At 43.4% G+C, this 19,835-nt stretch carries 19 protein-coding genes; 12 read left to right on the top strand and 7 right to left on the bottom strand.

Going from position 1 to position 19,835, the window contains the following annotated elements:
- Positions 1-202: 202 nt before the first annotated feature.
- Entirely contained in the window at positions 203-1,081 is an 879-nt protein-coding gene (locus tag ACGHAV_RS05315) for a LysR substrate-binding domain-containing protein (RefSeq protein WP_390377416.1), read from the bottom strand.
- 162 nt (positions 1,082-1,243) lie between these two features.
- Here ACGHAV_RS05315 and ACGHAV_RS05310 point away from each other — a divergent pair, with 162 nt between their 5' ends.
- Both ACGHAV_RS05310 and ACGHAV_RS05305 read left to right on the top strand, forming a co-directional pair.
- The gene (locus ACGHAV_RS05310) at positions 1,244-1,432 is read left to right on the top strand and encodes a hypothetical protein (protein ID WP_390377413.1); all 189 of its coding nucleotides are present in this window, start codon (positions 1,244-1,246) and stop codon (positions 1,430-1,432) included.
- A gap of 143 nt (positions 1,433-1,575) precedes the next feature.
- Positions 1,576-2,733: an S-(hydroxymethyl)glutathione dehydrogenase/class III alcohol dehydrogenase gene (locus ACGHAV_RS05305; RefSeq protein WP_390377410.1), complete on the top strand. Its 1,158-nt coding sequence runs from the start codon at positions 1,576-1,578 to the stop codon at positions 2,731-2,733.
- 65 nt (positions 2,734-2,798) lie between these two features.
- On the opposite strand, the gene ACGHAV_RS05300 is transcribed toward ACGHAV_RS05305, so the two are convergent.
- Both ACGHAV_RS05300 and ACGHAV_RS05295 read right to left on the bottom strand, forming a co-directional pair.
- Entirely contained in the window at positions 2,799-3,443 is a 645-nt protein-coding gene (locus ACGHAV_RS05300; protein ID WP_390377407.1) for a response regulator, read from the bottom strand.
- Positions 3,440-4,690: a histidine kinase gene (locus ACGHAV_RS05295; RefSeq protein ID WP_390377404.1), complete on the bottom strand. Its 1,251-nt coding sequence runs from the start codon at positions 4,688-4,690 to the stop codon at positions 3,440-3,442. The genes ACGHAV_RS05300 and ACGHAV_RS05295 overlap by 4 nt, the downstream gene beginning before the upstream one ends.
- Positions 4,691-4,953: 263 nt before the next feature.
- On the opposite strand from ACGHAV_RS05295, the gene ACGHAV_RS05290 reads away from it, so the two are divergent.
- Positions 4,954-5,736 carry a hypothetical protein gene (locus ACGHAV_RS05290; protein WP_390377401.1) on the top strand — a complete coding sequence of 261 codons (783 nt, stop codon included), beginning with the start codon at positions 4,954-4,956 and terminating at the stop codon, positions 5,734-5,736.
- Between the two features lie 56 nt (positions 5,737-5,792).
- On the opposite strand, the gene ACGHAV_RS05285 is transcribed toward ACGHAV_RS05290, so the two are convergent.
- The gene (locus ACGHAV_RS05285; RefSeq protein WP_390377398.1) at positions 5,793-7,178 is read right to left on the bottom strand and encodes a serine hydrolase domain-containing protein; all 1,386 of its coding nucleotides are present in this window, start codon (positions 7,176-7,178) and stop codon (positions 5,793-5,795) included.
- A 242-nt stretch (positions 7,179-7,420) separates the two neighbouring features.
- On the opposite strand from ACGHAV_RS05285, the gene ACGHAV_RS05280 reads away from it, so the two are divergent.
- A complete protein-coding gene (locus ACGHAV_RS05280; RefSeq protein ID WP_390377395.1) occupies positions 7,421-8,209 on the top strand; it encodes a glycosyltransferase family 25 protein in 789 nt (262 codons plus the stop codon).
- A 96-nt stretch (positions 8,210-8,305) separates the two neighbouring features.
- Here the strand turns inward: ACGHAV_RS05280 and ACGHAV_RS05275 are convergent, their stop codons facing one another.
- Complete coding sequence (locus ACGHAV_RS05275; RefSeq protein WP_390377392.1) at positions 8,306-9,175, bottom strand: DMT family transporter; 870 nt, start codon at positions 9,173-9,175, stop codon at positions 8,306-8,308.
- Positions 9,176-9,314: 139 nt separating this feature from the next.
- Here ACGHAV_RS05275 and ACGHAV_RS05270 point away from each other — a divergent pair, with 139 nt between their 5' ends.
- The 5 genes from ACGHAV_RS05270 (at position 9,315) to arsB (ending at position 12,937) form a co-directional block, all read left to right on the top strand.
- On the top strand, positions 9,315-9,935 hold the full coding sequence (locus ACGHAV_RS05270) for a hypothetical protein (RefSeq protein WP_390377389.1): 621 nt from the start codon (positions 9,315-9,317) through the stop codon (positions 9,933-9,935).
- Between the two features lie 307 nt (positions 9,936-10,242).
- Complete coding sequence (locus ACGHAV_RS05265) at positions 10,243-10,575, top strand: metalloregulator ArsR/SmtB family transcription factor (protein WP_390377386.1); 333 nt, start codon at positions 10,243-10,245, stop codon at positions 10,573-10,575.
- 120 nt (positions 10,576-10,695) lie between these two features.
- Positions 10,696-11,163 carry an arsenate reductase ArsC gene (locus ACGHAV_RS05260; RefSeq protein WP_390377384.1) on the top strand — a complete coding sequence of 156 codons (468 nt, stop codon included), beginning with the start codon at positions 10,696-10,698 and terminating at the stop codon, positions 11,161-11,163.
- Entirely contained in the window at positions 11,163-11,912 is a 750-nt protein-coding gene (gene arsH / locus ACGHAV_RS05255) for an arsenical resistance protein ArsH (RefSeq protein ID WP_390377381.1), read from the top strand. The genes ACGHAV_RS05260 and arsH overlap by 1 nt, the downstream gene beginning before the upstream one ends.
- Before the next feature lie 11 nt (positions 11,913-11,923).
- Entirely contained in the window at positions 11,924-12,937 is a 1,014-nt protein-coding gene (gene arsB / locus ACGHAV_RS05250) for an ACR3 family arsenite efflux transporter (protein ID WP_390377378.1), read from the top strand.
- 81 nt (positions 12,938-13,018) lie between these two features.
- Here the strand turns inward: arsB and ACGHAV_RS05245 are convergent, their stop codons facing one another.
- A complete protein-coding gene (locus ACGHAV_RS05245) occupies positions 13,019-13,417 on the bottom strand; it encodes a response regulator (protein ID WP_390377375.1) in 399 nt (132 codons plus the stop codon).
- Between the two features lie 214 nt (positions 13,418-13,631).
- On the opposite strand from ACGHAV_RS05245, the gene aceK reads away from it, so the two are divergent.
- The 3 genes from aceK to ACGHAV_RS05230 all read left to right on the top strand — a co-directional run bounded on the left by aceK (position 13,632) and on the right by ACGHAV_RS05230 (position 17,615).
- The gene (gene aceK / locus ACGHAV_RS05240) at positions 13,632-15,362 is read left to right on the top strand and encodes a bifunctional isocitrate dehydrogenase kinase/phosphatase (RefSeq protein WP_390377372.1); all 1,731 of its coding nucleotides are present in this window, start codon (positions 13,632-13,634) and stop codon (positions 15,360-15,362) included.
- 172 nt (positions 15,363-15,534) lie between these two features.
- Positions 15,535-16,215: a response regulator transcription factor gene (locus ACGHAV_RS05235; protein ID WP_334013674.1), complete on the top strand. Its 681-nt coding sequence runs from the start codon at positions 15,535-15,537 to the stop codon at positions 16,213-16,215.
- Positions 16,212-17,615 carry a sensor histidine kinase gene (locus tag ACGHAV_RS05230; RefSeq protein WP_390377368.1) on the top strand — a complete coding sequence of 468 codons (1,404 nt, stop codon included), beginning with the start codon at positions 16,212-16,214 and terminating at the stop codon, positions 17,613-17,615. Before ACGHAV_RS05235 ends, ACGHAV_RS05230 begins: the two co-directional genes overlap by 4 nt.
- A gap of 28 nt (positions 17,616-17,643) precedes the next feature.
- Here the strand turns inward: ACGHAV_RS05230 and ACGHAV_RS05225 are convergent, their stop codons facing one another.
- Positions 17,644-19,809: an endonuclease gene (locus ACGHAV_RS05225; protein ID WP_390377365.1), complete on the bottom strand. Its 2,166-nt coding sequence runs from the start codon at positions 19,807-19,809 to the stop codon at positions 17,644-17,646.
- Positions 19,810-19,835: the final 26 nt, after the last annotated feature.

Raw genomic sequence — 19,835 nt, 5'->3', positions numbered from 1 at the left:
CACTAGCCACCGACCGCCCTATTCAAGGTGGTAATAAACATCATTGTGGTGCCAGTGCGTAGAATCTTTTTCATACATGCAATTTGCCGTATAGACGTCTATCTGTCAACCGCAGTTTTCACCACACAGTGTTGCAGAAAATGAAACATTAAAAGAAAAATATTGCTTATCAAGGTACAAAACAGGTGGTTTTGTCTTACTTCTACTTATCATCAAGTATGTATTTTGCAAGATAATCAATAAGTAAACGTATTTTCGGCGCAACATTGCGGTTAGAAGGGAATACTGCCCAAATCGCTTCTTGCTTGTCTTTGTATGCTGGTAGTACCTCTATCAAATTTCCACTTTTTAGGTCGTTATGCACGTAAAAACCGGGTAACTGTGCGATACCTAACCCACTTAGCGCCGCCGCTCGAAGCGCATTTCCACTGTTGTATCTAACCCGCCCTTTTACTGCTAAGGTTTTTGCTGTGCCTTCAACAACGAAACGCCAGTAAGACTGCGACCCCACCAATAACGCGTGATGCTTTAACGCTTCCAGTGTTTCTGGAGGCGTATTGTCTTCAAAATAGCCTGGGCTTGCGCACACGTACAAATGGCGAGTCGCGAGTTTTTTAGCAACTAACGTTGAATCTTCAAGTGCCCCTATTCGAATAGCCAAATCTAGCCCTTGGTCGACAATATCAATTTTGTCGTTAGTGAAAGTACACTGCACACTAATGCCAGAATAGGTTTTCATAAACGAATTCAGCAGCGGTGCTATAAATGCTTCACCAAACGCCACGGGGGCAGTTAGTTTTATTAACCCTTGTGGCGACTGCTGAAGCGCACTGACTGACAACTGCGCGTCTTCCAATTGTTTTAGTGCTAAATGCGCTTGGTTAAAATACACTTTTCCAGCTTCCGTAAGCGAGACACTTCGCGTAGTACGATGCAGTAGCTTTACGCCCAGTAGCTTTTCTAGCGCCGCCACTTTTCGACTCACTTGGGCTACTGACGTGTCTAGCTTAGTAGCAGCGCCAGTAAAATTACCAACCTCTGCAACAGCACAGAACTCTGCAATGCCTTCTAGCACTTTCAAACAATCACCTTAATATTTATGTTTTCTTGGAAGCTGTATATGCACACTCACAATACCTACAACATCAACTTCAGCGATACAAAAAACGGTCTTCAGTACAGTTTTCCTTTCCTCTTGTTGGCTGTAGTTTTTCTAATGTTTACCAATCAATAAGGGAATAGCATGAAAAAGGTTTTACGATATGGACCGCATGTGTGTTGCGTCATTTTTATGCTTGAAGCGGGTTATGCCATGCTTTTTAATCCTGAAGAAAATGCGCATTTAATTTGCCTACAAACCGCTATTCTATTCGCTTTATTAGCTGACAGGCTTCCGCGACAATACAAAGAAAAAGCGCACACTCAGCAATGAATACCGTTCACGCAATCTTCAACCACCATTTATTATTACACATTTGAAAAAATGAATTACTAAAACTGTATTTATCTAATTTCTGCTGTCTCCTATACTTTGTTCTCTAAAATTACCTACACAGAAAATAAAGGAGCTATTGCATGGCATCGTTTAAAGATACGCTGCAAGACGGCCAAACACATATCAAGTCAAAAGCTGCGGTTGCATGGGGCCCAGGCGAACCATTAAAAATGGAAGAGGTAGACGTAGAGCTGCCGAAAAAAGGCGAAGTGTTGGTTCGCATTGTTGCATCTGGCGTTTGCCATACAGACGCGTTCACCTTGTCTGGCGAAGATCCTGAAGGCGTGTTCCCCTCTATTTTGGGCCATGAAGGCGGTGGTATTGTTGAAATGGTGGGTGAAGGCGTAACCAGCGTAGAAGTTGGCGACCACGTTATTCCACTTTACACTGCAGAATGCGGTGAGTGTAAATTCTGTACATCGGGCAAAACTAACTTGTGCCAAGCAGTGCGCGAAACCCAAGGCAAAGGCCTAATGCCAGACGGCACCAGCCGATTCTCGAAAGATGGCGAACCTATATACCACTACATGGGATGTTCTACATTTTCTGAATACACCGTTTTACCTGAAATATCATTGGCCAAGGTAAATAAGTCGGCGCCGCTTGAAGAAGTTTGCCTGCTTGGGTGCGGTGTAACCACCGGCATGGGCGCAGTGCTTAACACAGCAAAAGTACAGCCTGGTGACAGCGTGGCTATTTTCGGCTTGGGCGGTATTGGCTTATCTGCCATTATTGGTGCACGCATGGCGGGGGCAGGTCGCATTATCGGTATTGACATTAACGACAGTAAATTCGACTTAGCCAAACAGCTTGGCGCAACCGACGTGGTTAACCCGAAAGAATTCGATAAGCCTATCCAAGAAGTGATTGTAGAGATGACTGACGGCGGCGTTGATTTCTCTTTCGAATGTATAGGGAATGTCGACGTGATGCGCTCTGCCCTTGAGTGCTGTCACAAAGGCTGGGGTGAGTCAGTAATTATTGGTGTAGCCGGTGCTGGACAAGAAATATCTACCCGTCCATTCCAGTTAGTAACAGGCCGCGTATGGCGAGGTACCGCATTTGGTGGCGTTAAAGGTCGTTCGCAGTTGCCGGGCATTGTTGAGCAGTACCTAAACGGCGATTTTGGTCTGCAAGAGTTTATTACGCATACCATGGGTCTTAGTGATATTAATAGCGCCTTTGATTTGATGCACAGTGGTGAAAGCATTCGCTCTGTTGTACATATGGATAAATAATTACTTTCTTTATCCCCTAAAAAACATAACAAAAAGAGAAGCATTGCTTCTCTTTTTGTTTGTATTTACAGGATCCCCTGCTCTAGTGCTTTAAGCACTGCTCTGGTTCTATCTCGAACGCCAAGTTTGGCCATGATGGAAGAAACCTGATTTTTGATGGTTCCGGTAGATTTAAACTTTGCGTCTGCTATTTCTTTATTGCTATAGCCTGCTGCAATTAAACGCAGTATATCGGTCTCTTTTTCAGATAGGGGCTCTGGGCTTTCGAACGACTCAAACTCAACGCTCAGCCCTTTTAAACCTTGAAGTACTTTTTCTGTTACCGCAGGCTGAATAAGCGTTTTACCTTCTTTTAATTGCGCGATGGTATCAATTAACGTGTCTAGTGATACGTCCTTCAACAAATACCCCTTCGCACCTGCTTTCATTGCATTGTTAACCAGTTCATGGTCATCAAACGTAGTAAGCATTAATACAGGAGTAGTAATGTTTCTCTCAGCAAGCGCGTGAAGGGCTTCAATACCGGATAGCTTGGGCATACGTATATCCATCAAAATGACATCGCAGTTCGTTGCAATTCCGCTTTCAATAAACTGCTCACCGTTTTCATACTCGCCAATAACTTCAACACTATCGTCTAGACCAAGAAGCGATTTAATCCCCTCTCGCACTAACATTTGATCTTCCACTAATACAAGACGCGTTTTCATTCCGCCTCCGGTATTTGAATGTCTATTCGAAAGCCATGTTCACGTTGCTGCCAGGCAATATGGCCGCCTAGCGCTGATACGCGCTCTTGCATACCTTTTAAGCCATTGCCTGGGGTAACACGAGCATTGTGTACATTGTTTGCCTCTTCCACACAGGAGTCGACTTCTAGCTCGTTACTCATGTCTTGTGGATCACTGAATTGTGTCGGTTCGAAACCATCTTGCATAAACAGATAATAACTACCTTCTCGCTGCTGAAGCGATATGGCAAAGTACTGCGCTGAGCTGTGTTTAACTACGTTGGTAAGCGCTTCTTGCATACACCGTAACAAACAATCAGCAATACTCACGTTGGTTAGCGACAGGTTGTCATCTATGTGAAGTACTACCTCTGGTCTGGGTAATTCTTTAACTAGCGCATGCACAGCTTCAGAAAAGTTAATCGCTGCATTTTCTCGAATATCCGACACGGCTTCTCTAACATCGCTTAACAACAGCTTTGCAATGCTGTGAGACTGCTCAACATGCTTTTTAATATCTTTCGACTCGCTACCCTCAAGTATGCTCACCTTCCTAGACGCCACCTGCAAATTAATAGTCAGTGCAGTAAGGTGGTGACCAAGCACATCGTGAATATTGCGCGCTATTCGCAAGCGCTCATCTTGCGTAAGCGCCTGTTTCATAAGCTGTTGCGTACTGGATAATTGGCGATTTAACGCATCGGCATCTTGTCGGGCTCTTGCCTCTTTAATAGCGGTATTAGACATAATCATTGCAAACAAATTAAACGTCCAAAACAGCGCGCCAGTTAACACCGCCTGGTGTTCTTGCCATATGCTTGCCTGAATAAGCGCGGTAGGAATAGCAATGGGAACCGACAATACCAAGCAACGCTTCCACGGTACATAATAGGGAAGTATGGCCGACCAAATAACAACGAAAATGGCTAAATAGGAGTACGGCACTACAAGCTGACTGCCTATAGCAAGTGCATACATTACACCCAATAACGCAAAGCGCCTTAATGAATTAGAGGAGTTACTTCGTTTTTCACTGCTTAACAGCACAAAACAAACGGCCAGTAGAAGAAAAATGAAACCGGCAGATAATGTACGCCAATGCAAAAGCGAGAAATGCTTCTCTAAAAAATAAAGTGCTGAGCCGCTAATGACCATCCATGTAATACATGCGGATGCACGCTCTACATCTAACTGTGCCAGCCAATGGGCCGGCTTAGATATATTCATTCGTTTTTTGTTTCCCTAAAAAGCGTATTTGTTTTGACTTTATGCCTAAAAGTATCGGTAAAACAGCATCTTAAAACATAAAAACCAATAACAGCATTATTTTTTATGATGTGATTTCGTACTGTGCCAAAAAACGTAAATTAATGCATAGGCCAAAAGTCATTTTTTAAATGGTGACTTTTGGCACTTATCCACTTTTCTAAAAAACGCCACTATGAATGCATTACTTACTCAATTGCAGACGTTGCAATAAGGACCACAAAATGCAATCAATTCACGGTTATATTGTTGCCGCACACATAGTGGCAGGCGCACTGTCACTCATTCTTTTCTGGGTGCCTACCCTCACCAAAAAAGGCGGTAAGGTGCATTCACAATTTGGTGATTACTACGTAAAAGCAATGCTGTTTACTTCAATCAGTGGCGTTATAAGTTCAACCATTGCGCTGGTTGCTCCACTTTCTATTTATCCTACGGTGCCAGACCATTTTGAATCTACCGCACATTTCACCGCCCATCTTAGAGGCCAGTATACTTTTTTACTGATGTTAAGCTTGTTGGTATGGAATAACATAAGACACGCTGTGACTGTATTAGCAGTGAAGCGCGATGTAACAAAGCTGCGCACTATTAACTATCTGTGGCTTCCCGCATTGCTATTTGTAGTGGCAGTGATAGCGCTCTATCAAGGTGTGACCTATGGTATTACATTAACCTGTATATTTGCGCCTATAGCACTATTTAATGCGTTTGGCATTGTGCGCTACGCATTTCAAAAAGAGATCGTTCCCGGCACGTGGGTTACACAGCATATTGGGCATATTATTGGTTCTGGAATTGGTGCCTATACCGCATTTTTCGCTTTCGGTGGGCGCACATTATTTGAAGGGGTCCCATCACTTCAGATTGCCAGCTGGGTGTTGCCAAGCTTAATAGGTGTTCCGTTTACCATTTGGCTTAGCAACAAATACAAACCGAAATCGAAAAAGCGAAAATCAGAAAGCGTAAAAGCGAGCGTAAAAACGAAGGCTGCAGAATTAAACTAATGGCTTCAAAAATAGCAGCTGAGTATTCTCTCAGTTGCTCTAAGCTGACACTTCAGTTACTTTACTCGGGAAAACGCGAACGTTCCGCCGCCTTGGTGAAGTGTAAACGCGCTTGATTGACCGGACGTTCCATCAGGCTTTTCGAACTTAATAACAATACCTGCTAATTCGAAGCGAAACTCGGTTTCAGAATACGCTTCAAGTGGAAATGGGTTCTGCCCTTCTCCTTGGCTCATTAGCTTGCCATCCTCCACCCAAAACGAAATTTTTATCGGCAGCTGTTTACTTGCAAATTTACCTTCAAATGCATGTAACGAAGCTTCATCCACTTCAATCGCTTTTGCTGAAAAGTCTGGAACGTCAAAGGGTAAGCCATACATGCTGCTAAGTACTGCAATAAGCACATTATTGAAGTTATAGTTAACCGCATTACTTAACACCGTCATGTTTAGTCCATCTTCGGTTTTATATCCTGCCGCCGACACGAAGCCATCAATGGAGCCAAAGTGACCATACAGCTGCTTTTCGTTAAATGGTGCCGCCGTCATGCCTAAGCCATAGCCGTCCTCTAACTTCATCATGGCTTTTAATGAACGCTTCGATATCAATTTTCTTGCAAACAGCGCATTAAAAAAATGGTTGGTATCTTTGGCAGTAGACACGATAGCGCCAGCCCCATGCGGCACGCTCATATCTGTTTCCGGTTGCTTTACCCACGTGCTGTTATAGCGATAAGAAGATGCTTCATTTTCAGCAACCTCAATGCTATTGCCAAAATAGGTGTCATTGAGCTTTAACGGCTTTGCAATTTTTTCAGCAATAACATGCGCTAACGGTTTTTCGTAAAGCGACTCAACAATAAATCCTAACAGCGCATAGTTAGAATTAGAATAGTGGTGCTTGCTGCCAGGTTTAAACTGCGGTGTATAAGCTTGAATACGCTGTACTAGCTGCTGTTGTGTTTGCGCTGTTGTCATATACCCCGTGTATTCAGGGGCGTTGGTGTAATTAAATATTCCTGAGCGATGGCTTAATAAGTGTTGAATGGTAATGTCAGCTGCATTGGGTACTTCAGGGAAGAAGGTTGACAATCGCGTCTCTAACTTCAGTTTACCTTCTTCAATTAACTGCATCACCAACACGGCAGTAAAGGTTTTTGTTATTGAACCAATACGAAACCGTGTTTGCGCCGATAGTGGGACATTGTCTTCAACCGATGCCAGCCCCGAATAATGCTCATAAACAGGTGTGCCATTGAGTGTTACGTAAACAGCAGTCATCATTTTATCGTTGTCGCTCAATGAGGTTAAATAGCTATCAAGCGTTGCATGCATTGGGTTTGCGGTATTCGCCATTGCTTGCTGCGCGATGAAAACCGCAAAAAACATAACTGCAGCTACTGCGGAGGAAACCGAAGATTTCAGATGAATTATCCCTTTCATATTTGTCCTATTCTATTTTTGAGACATTGACCGTTCAGCGTAATAATTAAAATAATAGTTGTAATCAAAGCAAGCGAATAAAAAACTTTTTATTCTGCTCACAGATAACTGGCGTTTTAATGATTTGAAAAGATAGGGGCTTTCTCTTTTGCAAAAGCAATGTAGTATTAGGCTTTGATACTAAAAAACCTAGTTGATTATTTTAGAACGCTTCAACAATAACAATAAGCTGTGAGGTTGTCTTGAGTATTAAAACGGTAATCATCAATCTGGATAAAGCAAAGGATAGATTGGCTTTTCAAAAACTGCAGTTCAGCAAATTAGGCTTAGAGTTCGAGAAGCTCTCTGCTGACTGTCCGACACATCAAGAAAATTACGAGCGCTTTAAAGATAGCTGGGAAAGACCAATGAGCTTTTGTGAGATTGCCGTGTTTTTCAATCACAAAAAAGCGTGGGAAATGGTTGTAGCCCGTGGTGAACCGATGATGATCCTTGAGGATGACGCTTATTTATCTACTGACGTTCTAACATTATTAGATAACATAAGCCGCTTAGATCACATCGATTTTTTGAGTTTGGAGGCAAGAGGGAAAAATCAACGAAAGCTGGTCGCAAGACAACCTACCACCAAAATTGACGATGTTAATATCACACGTCTTTATCAAGGACGTTCGGGCCTAGCAGGCTATATTTTATGGCCTCTCGGTGCCAAAAAGCTACTTAAGGCTGTTCAATCAGGCAAAATCGGCATTGTAGACAAATTCATCAACGCAGAATATTCACTAAACGCTTACCAGGTAGAGCCAGCACCTCTTATCCAGTTAGATAGGTGTCAACATTACGGTTTACCCTGCCCTTTACACACTACGTCGTACATTAGTTCACAGGGAAAAAAGCACGTGAAAGGCATTGCGGCGTTGCGATTTAAATGTCGAAGAATTGCAGGGCAAGTGAAGATTTTGGTTAATGAAATTATGAATCGCCATCGTGCCGTGAAAAGGCCTATCAATATATCTGGTAGTTTTAACTAAACCGTGGTGTGTAGCTACAAAACATGGTTAATAATGAAAAAAGCCGCCTGATTTTTCTGGCGGTTTTTTTCATTATTAGCTACACAACATTACGGTTTAAGACAGTGTCTCTACTTGTTTTTGCCTTTGAGACATAGAACTACCTGCAGTCGCAATTACCACTAACGCTACCGCTGCCCATTGGGAAAAGGTCAACGTCTCGTCAATTATGATAAATGCAGCAATTGCCGCGATAGCAGGTTCCATGCTCATCATTATGCTAAAGGTTTGCTTGGGCATATTGCGCATTGCCTGCATTTCTAGCGTGTAGGGAATAGCTGAAGAAAATACGCCTACTGCTAGCCCCATCAAAAGTGCATATGGAGTAAGTAACACTGCGCCTTGGCTAATTGCTCCAATAGGTATGATGCCCGCTGCGGCAACCAACATACCAAGCGTTACTGTTACACCGCCTGAGCCTTCATTGCCGGTTTTATTCCCAAAAACAATATAACCAGCCCAAAATGCGCCTGCAATGAGCGCGAGAACAACGCCAACGGGATCTAAGCTTTCTGCTGATGTACCAATATCAGGGACAAGCAAGCAAATGCCCACAACGGCAAGCAGTACCCACAAAAAATCTCGCTTGTTCTTTGCTGTGAAGAACGCAACGGCAAGAGGCCCTGTAAATTCTAACGCTACGCCAACACCTAGAGGAATTCGGGCAATAGCAAAATAGAAAATGAGATTCATAGACCCAAGACAAATGCCGTAGATAATGACGTTTCGCCATCCCGTTTGTGAAAGGCGTGCTCGCCAAGGCTTAAATATTAGGGTCAAAATAGCGGCGGCAAAGAATACGCGCAGCGCACTTGTACCCTCAGGACCCGCAATAGGGAAAAGTTGTTTGGCAAATGACGCGCCCGATTGAATAGCTATCATAGCCAATAAAACCGCAAGCACCGCAAGCAGAAATCTATTTTTCACAGCAATAAGTTAGCACTAATTAAATGATGGACCGCAGTATATAGTGAGAACCAAGCAAACATCTACTACGCGCTTGACAGGACAAGCAACTGCATAATAGTTTAACGATATTACAATTAAGTATTCGGAATACGGCATTATGCAAAACTACGTTCGCAATCTATTCAATTTTATTGCTGTATTGTCGCTACTCTGGCTGTTTTCTACCACCTCAAAAGCAACTAGCCACGAAGAATCAGCTCTGCAGGAAATGCAGCCATCGCTTTCAACGCTTTCCAATTACCAACAAAATAACGCATTTATGATGTCATCAGGCTTACCTGAGCCAGCGCACTTTGCCCTTCTTAAGGATAAAGGCGTTACCCACGTCATCGACCTTATTCCTGGTGACCGTTCAGATGAAATTAATAGCACGGCAGATGTGGCGCTAACGTATTTCAATGTACCTGTAGACTGGGAAGCCCCCTCGCTTAACAACTTTCTTAACTACGCCGCATTTATGCAGCGAGTCGATACCGAAAACGAGAAAGTGCTTACGCACTGCAAGCTGAATTGGCGAGGCGCCTCTTTTACTTACTTATATCGAGTGGCGGTTTTAGGAGAGAGCGAAACTAAGGCCAAGAGTGACTTAATGGCAATCTGGCATCCTAACCCTACATGGTACGCCTTTATGAGCGATGTAATTACGCACTTTAATAGGTTGAACAACACCAATATTGCCATGTCATTTCAAGCAGCGCCGATAGAACATGAGCATTAACTCCTCTTTAAAGTGGTAGCTCTTTAAGCAGTTATGTTTAACGTAGCCATGTTTTAACCAGCTCTTCCCTAAGTTCATCGAGCATGTAAAAGGAACACTATTCGTGTTCCTTTCTTGTTTCTGCCACGCCTTTCTTTTAGCTACGTTTTTAATACCGATTCATTTTCTTACCGCTGTAATTTCCTACCGAAATACGCATTCAACCAAACACTTATTTGCATTCACATATGAAATTTCAGATGTATTATTGACACATACGGAAAAACATATACGATATTCACATCCGAAATTTCATATATGTTTTACTATGTCGACGTGTCAGCTTTCTCCACTTGCGTTTTTTAAATGCCTTTCTGAAGATACAAGGCTAAAAACACTGCTTATGTTAAGCGTTAGGGACGAGCTGTGTGTATGTGATTTAACAGAGGCACTACAACTAAGCCAACCAAAGATCTCACGCCATTTAGCCGACCTTCGCAAATGCGAACTGGTACAAGATACCCGTAAAGGAAAATGGGTTTACTATCGCCTTCACCCTAACCTTCCGCAATGGGCAAGCGATGTGATATCTCAAACAGCAAAACACAATGCGAACTACATCGAAAGCGCGATGGAAAACTTAACCTGTACCAGCTGCTAAATAGTTCGTTTCACTTACACATTTTACTTAATCATTACTGTTATCTAGCGCACTGCTTAACGGCACAAATTTACTGTAAATGTCCTTAGCAAATGCGCGTAAATAGTAAAAAGGATAATCATGAAGGTACTATACATTTGCACCCACAACCGCTGTCGCAGCATCCTATGCGAAGCTATTACAAATGCATCTCACGGAAACGTTGAAGCGCGAAGTGCGGGTAGCCAGCCTGAGGGAGAAGTTCACCCGCTGTCTTTGAAATATTTAGCGGAGCGTGGCTACAACACTCAGGGTTTAAAAAGTCAGTCTTGGGATTATTTTGAAGACTATTCAGCAGACCTCGTTGTGACTGTATGCGACTCTGCAGCCGGTGAAAGCTGCCCTGTGTATTTTGGGCAGTCGCTGAAAGTACACTGGGGTCTTGAAGACCCTTCAAAAGTTGAGGGTGATGAGACAACAAAAGCCGCCGCATTCAATCAAACGATGAACATTATTGAGCAACGCGTTAGCGCACTTGCTGAATTAGCAGAAAAGAATTTGGATAAAGCTGCGCTTAAGCAAGCGCTTGCAACGCTAGGGGCACAGTAATGACAGATTCCACAATAAGCCAAAGCGTTAATGACGGTAAAAACATGCCCTCAGATAACATATCACCAGAGAATTTACACATTCCACAGGTAACGGATTTTGCTACATCATTCTCGCAACATAAGCCGCGTATTCTTTTATTGTACGGCTCACTTCGCGAGCGCTCGTACAGCCGCTTAGTTATTGAAGAGTCGGCACGTTTACTTGAATACTTTGGCGCTGAGGCCAAAATTTTTGACCCTAAAGGCCTCCCTCAACCTGATACAGAAGATGAACACCACCCGAAAGTAAAAGAACTTCGCGATTTAATGATGTGGTCTGAAGGGCAAATTTGGTGCTCGCCTGAACGCCATGGCAGCATTACAGGCATTATGAAAAGTATGATTGACTGGGTGCCATTAAGCATTGGCGGCATGCGCCCTACCCAGGGAAAAACTCTGGCCATTATGCAGGTGTGCGGTGGAAGCCAATCGTTCAATGCCGTGAACCAAATGCGAATTCTGGGGCGTTGGATGCGCATGCTTACCATCCCCAATCAGTCGTCTGTAGCAAAAGCATTTCTAGAGTTTGAAGACAATGGGCGCATGAAACCATCGCCTTATTACAATCGCATTGTAGATGTTGTTGAAGAACTGGTGAAATTTACGCTGCTTACTCGCGACAACAAAGATTTCCTTGTAAACCGCTACTCAGAACGCGTGGAAAGCGCAGAAGAAGTGAGTAAGCGCGTTAACCAAAAATCAATTTAAGAGAAACAACGATGGGATTTTTTGAGCGTTATTTGTCGGTATGGGTTGCGCTATGTATCGCAGCAGGCGTTGGCTTAGGTTATGTGGCACCCAATGCCTTTGAAGTAATTGCGAATGTCGAATATGCACATGTTAACTTGGTGGTTGCCGTACTTATTTGGTTGATGATTTACCCAATGATGGTGCAAATCGATTTTGGCTCTATCAAAGACGTGGGCAAGAAGCCTAAAGGACTCGTGCTTACGCTTGTAGTGAATTGGTTAATTAAACCTTTCACTATGGCGTTTCTTGGCTGGTTATTCTTTAAGGGCATTTTTGCAGATTGGGTAGATCCGCAAACAGCCACTGAATATATTGCAGGTATGATTTTACTTGGTGTGGCACCGTGTACTGCTATGGTATTTGTATGGAGTCATCTAACAAAAGGCGACGCTAACTACACATTAGTTCAAGTATCTATAAACGACCTAATCATGGTGGTGGCCTTCGCCCCGCTCACCGCCTTGTTATTGGGCGTAACAGATATCACTGTGCCTTGGGATACGCTGCTAATTTCAGTGATGCTATATGTGGTTTTACCGCTATTCGCGGGCTACATTACGCGCAAGCAGCTAGATAAAAAAGGCCCTGATGCGGTACATAAACTTGTTTCGCAGTGCAAACCGCTTTCGATAATGGGCTTATTGCTTACCATTATTATTCTGTTTGGTTTACAGGCCAACACCATTCTTGCACAACCACAAGATATTGTGCTTATTGCCATACCACTGTTAATTCAAACCTACGGTATTTTTGCTATTGCCTATTTCGCAGCAAAAAGGCTTAAACTTCCGCATAACGTTGCAGCGCCGGCATGTATGATTGGGACATCCAATTTCTTTGAACTGGCTGTTGCTGTTGCTATTTCATTATTTGGACTGCACAGCGGTGCTGCACTGGCTACCGTGGTAGGCGTGTTGGTAGAGGTACCCGTAATGTTATCTCTGGTGTGGTTTGCGAATAAAACCCGTCATTGGTTCGACTAGCGTAATTAAATCGCAAAAAAGGCAGCCGTGTGCTGCCTTTTTAATCCATTACTTTTAACCAGTTATATTTAGCCAGACTTTTTAACCAGTTACGGCTTCGCCCTCAAATTCAGGTGCTACAAAGCCGAAACGATGTAATACATCAAATAAAACTTCTTGCTTAACTGGCTTTTGAATAAAGCCCAATGCACCCAACGACATTACTTTTTCTTGCATCAACGGTTGAATGTCACCAGATATTACAATAACGAAGGTTTTAAGGTTTCGTTTCTTTATTTCTTCTAATACCCCAATACCGTCTAATACCGGCATGGTTAAGTCTAGCAAGAGTAAATCAATATTGTGGTGAGCCAATACTTCTAAGGCATCCATACCATTACTGACTTCGTAAGTGTTTTGCGCAAACCCGTCAGGAAGACTTCTCTTTGCCATCTTACGCGCTAGCGTAGAATCGTCGCAAATAAGAACATTAAAACTCATGTGAAAGAACTTTTATTATTTATTGTTATTTGAGTTCCAGCATAACCTAAACAAAAATTTAAGAAAATATCTAAAAACGCTATTAATTACATTAATTATCCTAAAGTCTGTGTCGAAACGCACACAAAAACAGCGAAAGCAGTTTGTGTCACTTTTCTCTTTTTATCTTCTCGTTTTGTGGTAGATATACAAGTTCAGGAAAAAGGAAAAACAAATGCAGAACTCGCCCACCTCTCATGATGAAGCCGAAGTAAGGAAGGTTGCCTATCTTATTTTATCGCACTTTGACAAAAGCTACCGTTGGTTTTCACGAATAACCCGAGGGGCGCAGCAGCGTTTTGAAAAAGGCGATTGGCGAGAAACTCAGCAAGCCTCTAAAGACCGTATTACTATTTATGAACAAAGTTTGTCTGATGCCGTTGCTGAAATTTATCAGATTACCGATGTGCATCAAAAAGTTGATTCTTTCTGGCAAAGCTTAAAGAAGAACTTCGCAGTGCAACTAGAGGGGCACCCCCAATTTGAACTTGCAGAAACCTTTTACAACTCTGTTATTGGTAGGTTGTTCAAGCACAGAAAAATAGATAACGACATGATGTTCGTGTTGCCTAGCCGATGTTTTTTGCCAGGGCAAGACAGAGACAAAGTCATCAACAGCTTCGACACTACAACTACGGTAAGAGAAATGTATGAGTCGATATTTAAAATTTATCGATACAACATTCCCTTTGAAGATTTCGAGCGTGATCTGCAAAACCTTGAGTCGGCCCTTCGAAAGCGTTTAGACAAAGCTCAACTCGCCAGCGTTCAGGCTGTGGAAATACTTAAGCCAACCTTTTTCAGAGGCAAAGCAGCGTATTTGATAGGTCGTATTTGCATGCCTGATGAAACTTTGCCTTTTGTTATTGCCATGCGTCGTTATAACGAACCGCATATGTTTGTAGATGCCTTGCTGACTGACAGAAAAGACTTGAGCGTTATTTTTGGCTTTGCCCGCAGCTATTTTATGGCCGACACGCAAAACCCTGCAGAGGTGGCCGCATTTTTACAAGAGCTACTGCCGAACAAAAAGCACTTTGAACTTTATATGGCAATGGGCCATTACAAACATGGTAAAACGGTGTTTTATCGTAATTTCTTACAGCATATGGACGAGTCAAACGACAAGTTTGAAGCTGCTCCGGGAATTAGAGGGCTAGTTATGATGGTGTTTCACCTGCCCTCTTACGGCGTTGTATTTAAGATAATTAAAGACGAATTTGCTGAAAGCAAAAAGATTACGCGAGACCACGTTAAAGAGTGCTACAAGCTGGTAAAAATGTCGGACCGTGTGGGAAGAATGGCAGACACTCATGAGTACATGAACTTTCGCTTTCCGCTTGACAGAATAGAGCCAGAGCTTATCGAAGAGCTAAAAGAAACGTGTGCATCCAGTTTAGAATTTACCGAAGCCGAACTCATCATTAAGCACTTGTATATCGAGCGTAAAATGACGCCACTAAACTTGTATCTGCAGTCTGAAACCGATGAAGACAAAATAACACGAGCATTGGATGAACTAGGGCTTTGTATCAAACAAATCGCGATGGCGAACATTTTTCCTGGCGATATGCTGCATAAAAACTTCGGCATAACTCGACACGGTCGCGTCATTTTTTACGACTACGACGAAATTTGCTTAATGAATGAACGTAACTTCAGGGCGTTACCCAAATCGGATGACCCTTATGCCATTGATACGTTGTCAGTAGCGCCAAACGACGTATTTCCAGAGCAATTCGAGCACTTTATTGTTGGAAAGCGCAAGTTTAAGGATATTCTGAAGTCGTTACATGGCGATTTAATGACGCCAGAGTATTGGCACGAGGTTCAGAAAAAGTGTGAACGCGGCGACGTGCAACACTTTACTCCTTACAATGCCGACATTCGCTTCGAACGTAACTAGGCGCCTTTAACGCATTGTGAAAGTGATCGTTTTCTACTTAAAAATACGTATTTATTTTGAAAGCGTGTATCGCTTGAATGAGGGGTTGCAGCGTTAAGGGTGGTCTCGTAAGTTTATGATTACATCAAGCGCATAGCCTCAGACAGGTAAAACTGAAAGAAGAAGCTTTAAAATGAAAGTGCTACTCGTTGAAGATGATCCAAAAGTTGCCTCACACATCACCGATGGCCTGTTAGGCGAAGGGCATGAGTGTATTACCGTTGGTGATGGTGCAGCAGGCTATCGCGAAGCAGTGTCAAACGAATTAGACGCTGTAATTCTTGATGTCATGCTACCAGAGCTCGACGGATTTACTGTACTTGAGAAACTTCGAGAGAACGGAAACACCACTCCAGTGTTGTTGTTAAGTGCAAAAAGCCAAGTTGAAGACAAAGTAAAGGGCTTACGGACAGGCGCAAACGATTACCTCACCAAACCTTTTGCTTTTGAAGAATTGCTGGCCCGTGTTGAAGGGCTTGCAGGACGCGCCCGTGAAAGTGAAGACAAAACCCTCATCAAAGTAGGCGACCTAACACTCGATTTGGTAAACAGAAAAGTGTTACGCGGCGAGACAGAGATAGACCTGCAGTCTAAAGAATTTCAACTGTTAGAGTGTTTGCTGCGCCATAAAGGTAAAGTAGTTACTCGCAGTATGCTACTTGAGCAAGTATGGAATTATCACTTCGATCCTCAGACCAATGTGATTGATGTGCATATTAGTCGTCTTCGCCAAAAAGTAGACAAGGCATTTAACGTTCCCCTGATTGAAACTGTACGCGGCACAGGATATCGAATAGCGGATAATCTTGCATGATTGCAATTCGCGACTTTACGCGAAGCTCTAGCTTTCGCGTAGGCGCATTGCTCACCACGCTCGCCAGTATCGCCATCGTACTTATCGTTTATTTCTGGCGCCTTACCAGTAGTGATATATTCATTACCGAATCTAATGCTGCTGTTAATGCCAAGGCCGAGGCGCTAACTACTTTATATAAATCCTTAGGTATTAATGCTGTAGTAAGCGCTATTGAAAGTGGCGCTTTCACTATGTCGTCAGCCACTTCCGACTCTGGGCTTTCTCAATTCGAAAATAACCGCGCGTTTGTAGTGTTATCGAAAGACGAAGAAGTTGTTACGGGTAATCTTGCCGGAATTCCTTTGGTCATAGCTAGACACGGCTCGGACGCTATGGCTACGGTGGAACTGGTTATTACGCGAAAGGACACACTAGAACGAGATACTCTGCGCCAAGCTTTACTTAGAGAAGTACAGCTTGGCGATTTTGTGTTACATGTTGGCCGCGGTATTGACGATCTCTATAGTGCTCAGTGGTTTGGTAAAACCTTCAGCTGGATCATTGTTGTGCTGTTATGCATGCTTAGCATTCTTAGCTTTGCCATTGCTGTTTATGTGGTGAATAGAATAAATCGCATGTCGCAAACCGCAGATAAAATTATAAAAACCGGTAGTTTAGAAGAGAGATTGGAAATAGACAGTAACTGGGACGACCTAAGTAGCCTGTCTTATGTTTTCAATCAAATGCTCGACACTATCGAAAGCTCGGTGAACAACATAAAAAGCGTTACTGACAGTATTGCCCACGACCTACGTACACCGTTATCACGACTACGTAACACGCTTGAAAAAATTCAAGACGACGACCTTCGCGAAGAAACAACCCATGAAGCCGACAACCTGTTGAATATGTTCAATAGTTTATTGCGTATTAGCGGGCTAGAAACAACAAACAAAAAGGAAGGATTTTGTGATACCAACATAACGTCTATCGTTGATGACGTTGTTGATTTGTACCACCCCCTTGCAGAAGAAAGGGATATCACGCTGTCTAGCACACTGCAGCAAGTTAATATGGTCGGCGATCCAAACCTACTCTTCCAAGCGGTAGCAAACGTGTTAGATAACGCCATTAAATATTCACCCGTTAATAGCAAGGTTGACGTTGAGTTAAAGCAAACAACAACGCACATTATTTTAGCCATTAATGATGCTGGTATTGGTGTGGGTGAGCAAGAAATTGCCAGTTTAGAGCGCCGCTTCTATCGCGCTGATGGTAGTCGCACCAGCAAAGGAAACGGGCTTGGTCTGTCGTTGGTGTCGGCCATTGTAAAACTACACGATGGAAAAATATGGTTTGTACATGACCCGCTTATGCAAGGTAGCGGGTTAGGCGTTGTATTTAGTTTCAAATGCTGACGGCAGATGCCGCCAGCATTTAATTGTACTAGAATGACTGATTAGCATTCACAGCATTAGATGTGCTTTGTCTCGCCGATTGCCATGTAAAGTCACTGTATTGCTGACCTACACCACCTAGCTGCAATGAATGATTTCTGTTTGTAGAACCATCTTCTGATACACCTACACTAGTAGAACGTATACCCGCAGCAGGCCCGTTAGAAGCGGTAAACGTACCTTCATAGCTAATAAACAATACTGTAGTACCTGTATTGTCCACTAATGCAATGCCGTCTGGGCCGCCATTTTGTAGTCCACTAAACGTGAAGCTACGCGTGCCAAACCCATTTTGCTGATTAGATATGACGCCTGACAAGTTAACAGTTTTGTATAGCTGACCATTACCGCCATTGTAAGCTACTAAAGACCAACCAGATAAGTCAGTGCCTGCGCTTCCTGCGACTTCAACAAACTCATTGCGATCGGTTCCTTTGTTATCGTAATGGAATTCATTAATCCAAGGCAAAACCACCACTGGCGCTTCAACAACCACTGTCTGACTTGTTGAGCTTTGAGCGCCCTGATCATCTTCAACCGTTAAGGTTACAGAATAAGTGCCATCTTGTGCGTAGCTGTTCTGTACCGCACTAGAAAGTGCTGTACGTCCATCACCAAACTGCCAGCTATATTGCGCAATGCTGCCATCACTGTCGAAGCTCGCGCTAGCGTCAAAGCTGCAGGTTAGCCCATCACAATTTGCAATAAAGCTGGCTACAGGCGCCTCGTTTGTAGGAGCACCCGAAAAGCTCTGACCTGCGTTAATTTGACCAGGAGAAGCCTGCGATGGTGATACCCAGTAAAACTGTGAATACTCGGCACCTAAGCCAGATAGTTGCAGTGAGAAACCAGTAGGCGTAGATGTTGTCTCACTAACACCAATATCTTCCGACTGCATTCCAGCAGCAGCGCCATCAGTAGCCGTAAACGTGCCTTCATAACTGATAAACTGCACAACATTTCCAGAAGCATCAACCAATGCTAAACCATCCGGCCCTCCATTTTGTAATGAAGAGGCACTGAAACTCAGTACACCGAAGCCGCTGCTTTGATTTGTAAGGGTTCCACCTAAAGCAATTGTCTTGTACGCACTACCGCCGTTGCCGTTATAAGCAATCACCGAGTAACCATCAAGATTTACACCCGCTGTACCGGCAATTTCAACAAACTCGCCCGTATCAGTACCGTCGTTATCGTAATGGAATTCGTTTATCCACACAGCCGATTCAGACGGTGGTGGAGGTGGTGGTGGATTTGTGCCTGTACCACTATCGCCCGAACATACGTCTTCAAAAATACAGGCAGCATACTCAGGGTTATCAACAAATGGGTTTCGGTTACCTTGGAATGAATATACTGCATCGTTATGGCGACGTTCAAAGTCATCAACCGGGTCATTTTTATGCCAGTTCAACAGCACGCTTTTAAGACCCATGTATGCCACATCGATATTAGCACCTGTATTCGACGCTTCAATAAGCGCGCGATCATCGGTTAATCGTAAATCAGGTTCAGACACACCGGTTACACCGTGTGTACCACCCTCGTAGCGTACCGCCATATACATCATTGCGCGTGCTACGTCGCCTTTGCGACCACTCCACGTTTCCCAACTTCCGCTAGAGAAAGAGCCTGTGGTGAAATTAGACTCGGTGTTGCTTCCACCACGGCCGTTGTTCAATATTGTGATTTTCTCAGTGCACCCTGTATCACACTCGGCATAAGGTTTATTGCTTCTAGATGAGTTGTAACCGCTGTCTGCAATAAACAAATGGTGAGCGTCGGTGTAGGCATAGTTACTGCTGCCATCATTCGGGAAACCATAAGACTTCGGCCAGCTGTGCTCTCTATTATAAAACGAGTTACCACCACCGAATTTGGTGTACGTTTCGTTTTTATAAATAGTAATTACATTGTTGGGATTAGAAGGGTCTTCATCAGCTATTTCCAAGATATCCCAGGTGTCTGTTGCAGAGCTGGTATAAGGAAAACGTTGATGATCGTCAATGATTTCGTGAAGTGTGCTTTTCAGTGTATCTGCGTTAGTTTGATCAACTGAATCGTAATACCCTTGAGGCGGCGCTGCAAAAACAGACGCGCACGACAGTACTGCCGGCAGCATTAGCCAGCGTTGCTTTTGTTGTGTTATTCGCATGGAATTTTACTTATTTATTGTTGTTA

Source organism: Alteromonas sp. MTD1, assembly GCF_042848195.1.
In the GTDB taxonomy this organism is placed as follows: domain Bacteria; phylum Pseudomonadota; class Gammaproteobacteria; order Enterobacterales; family Alteromonadaceae; genus Alteromonas.
Note: the sequence above shows the minus strand (reverse complement) of the source record. Positions and strands in the feature narration are given on the sequence as shown.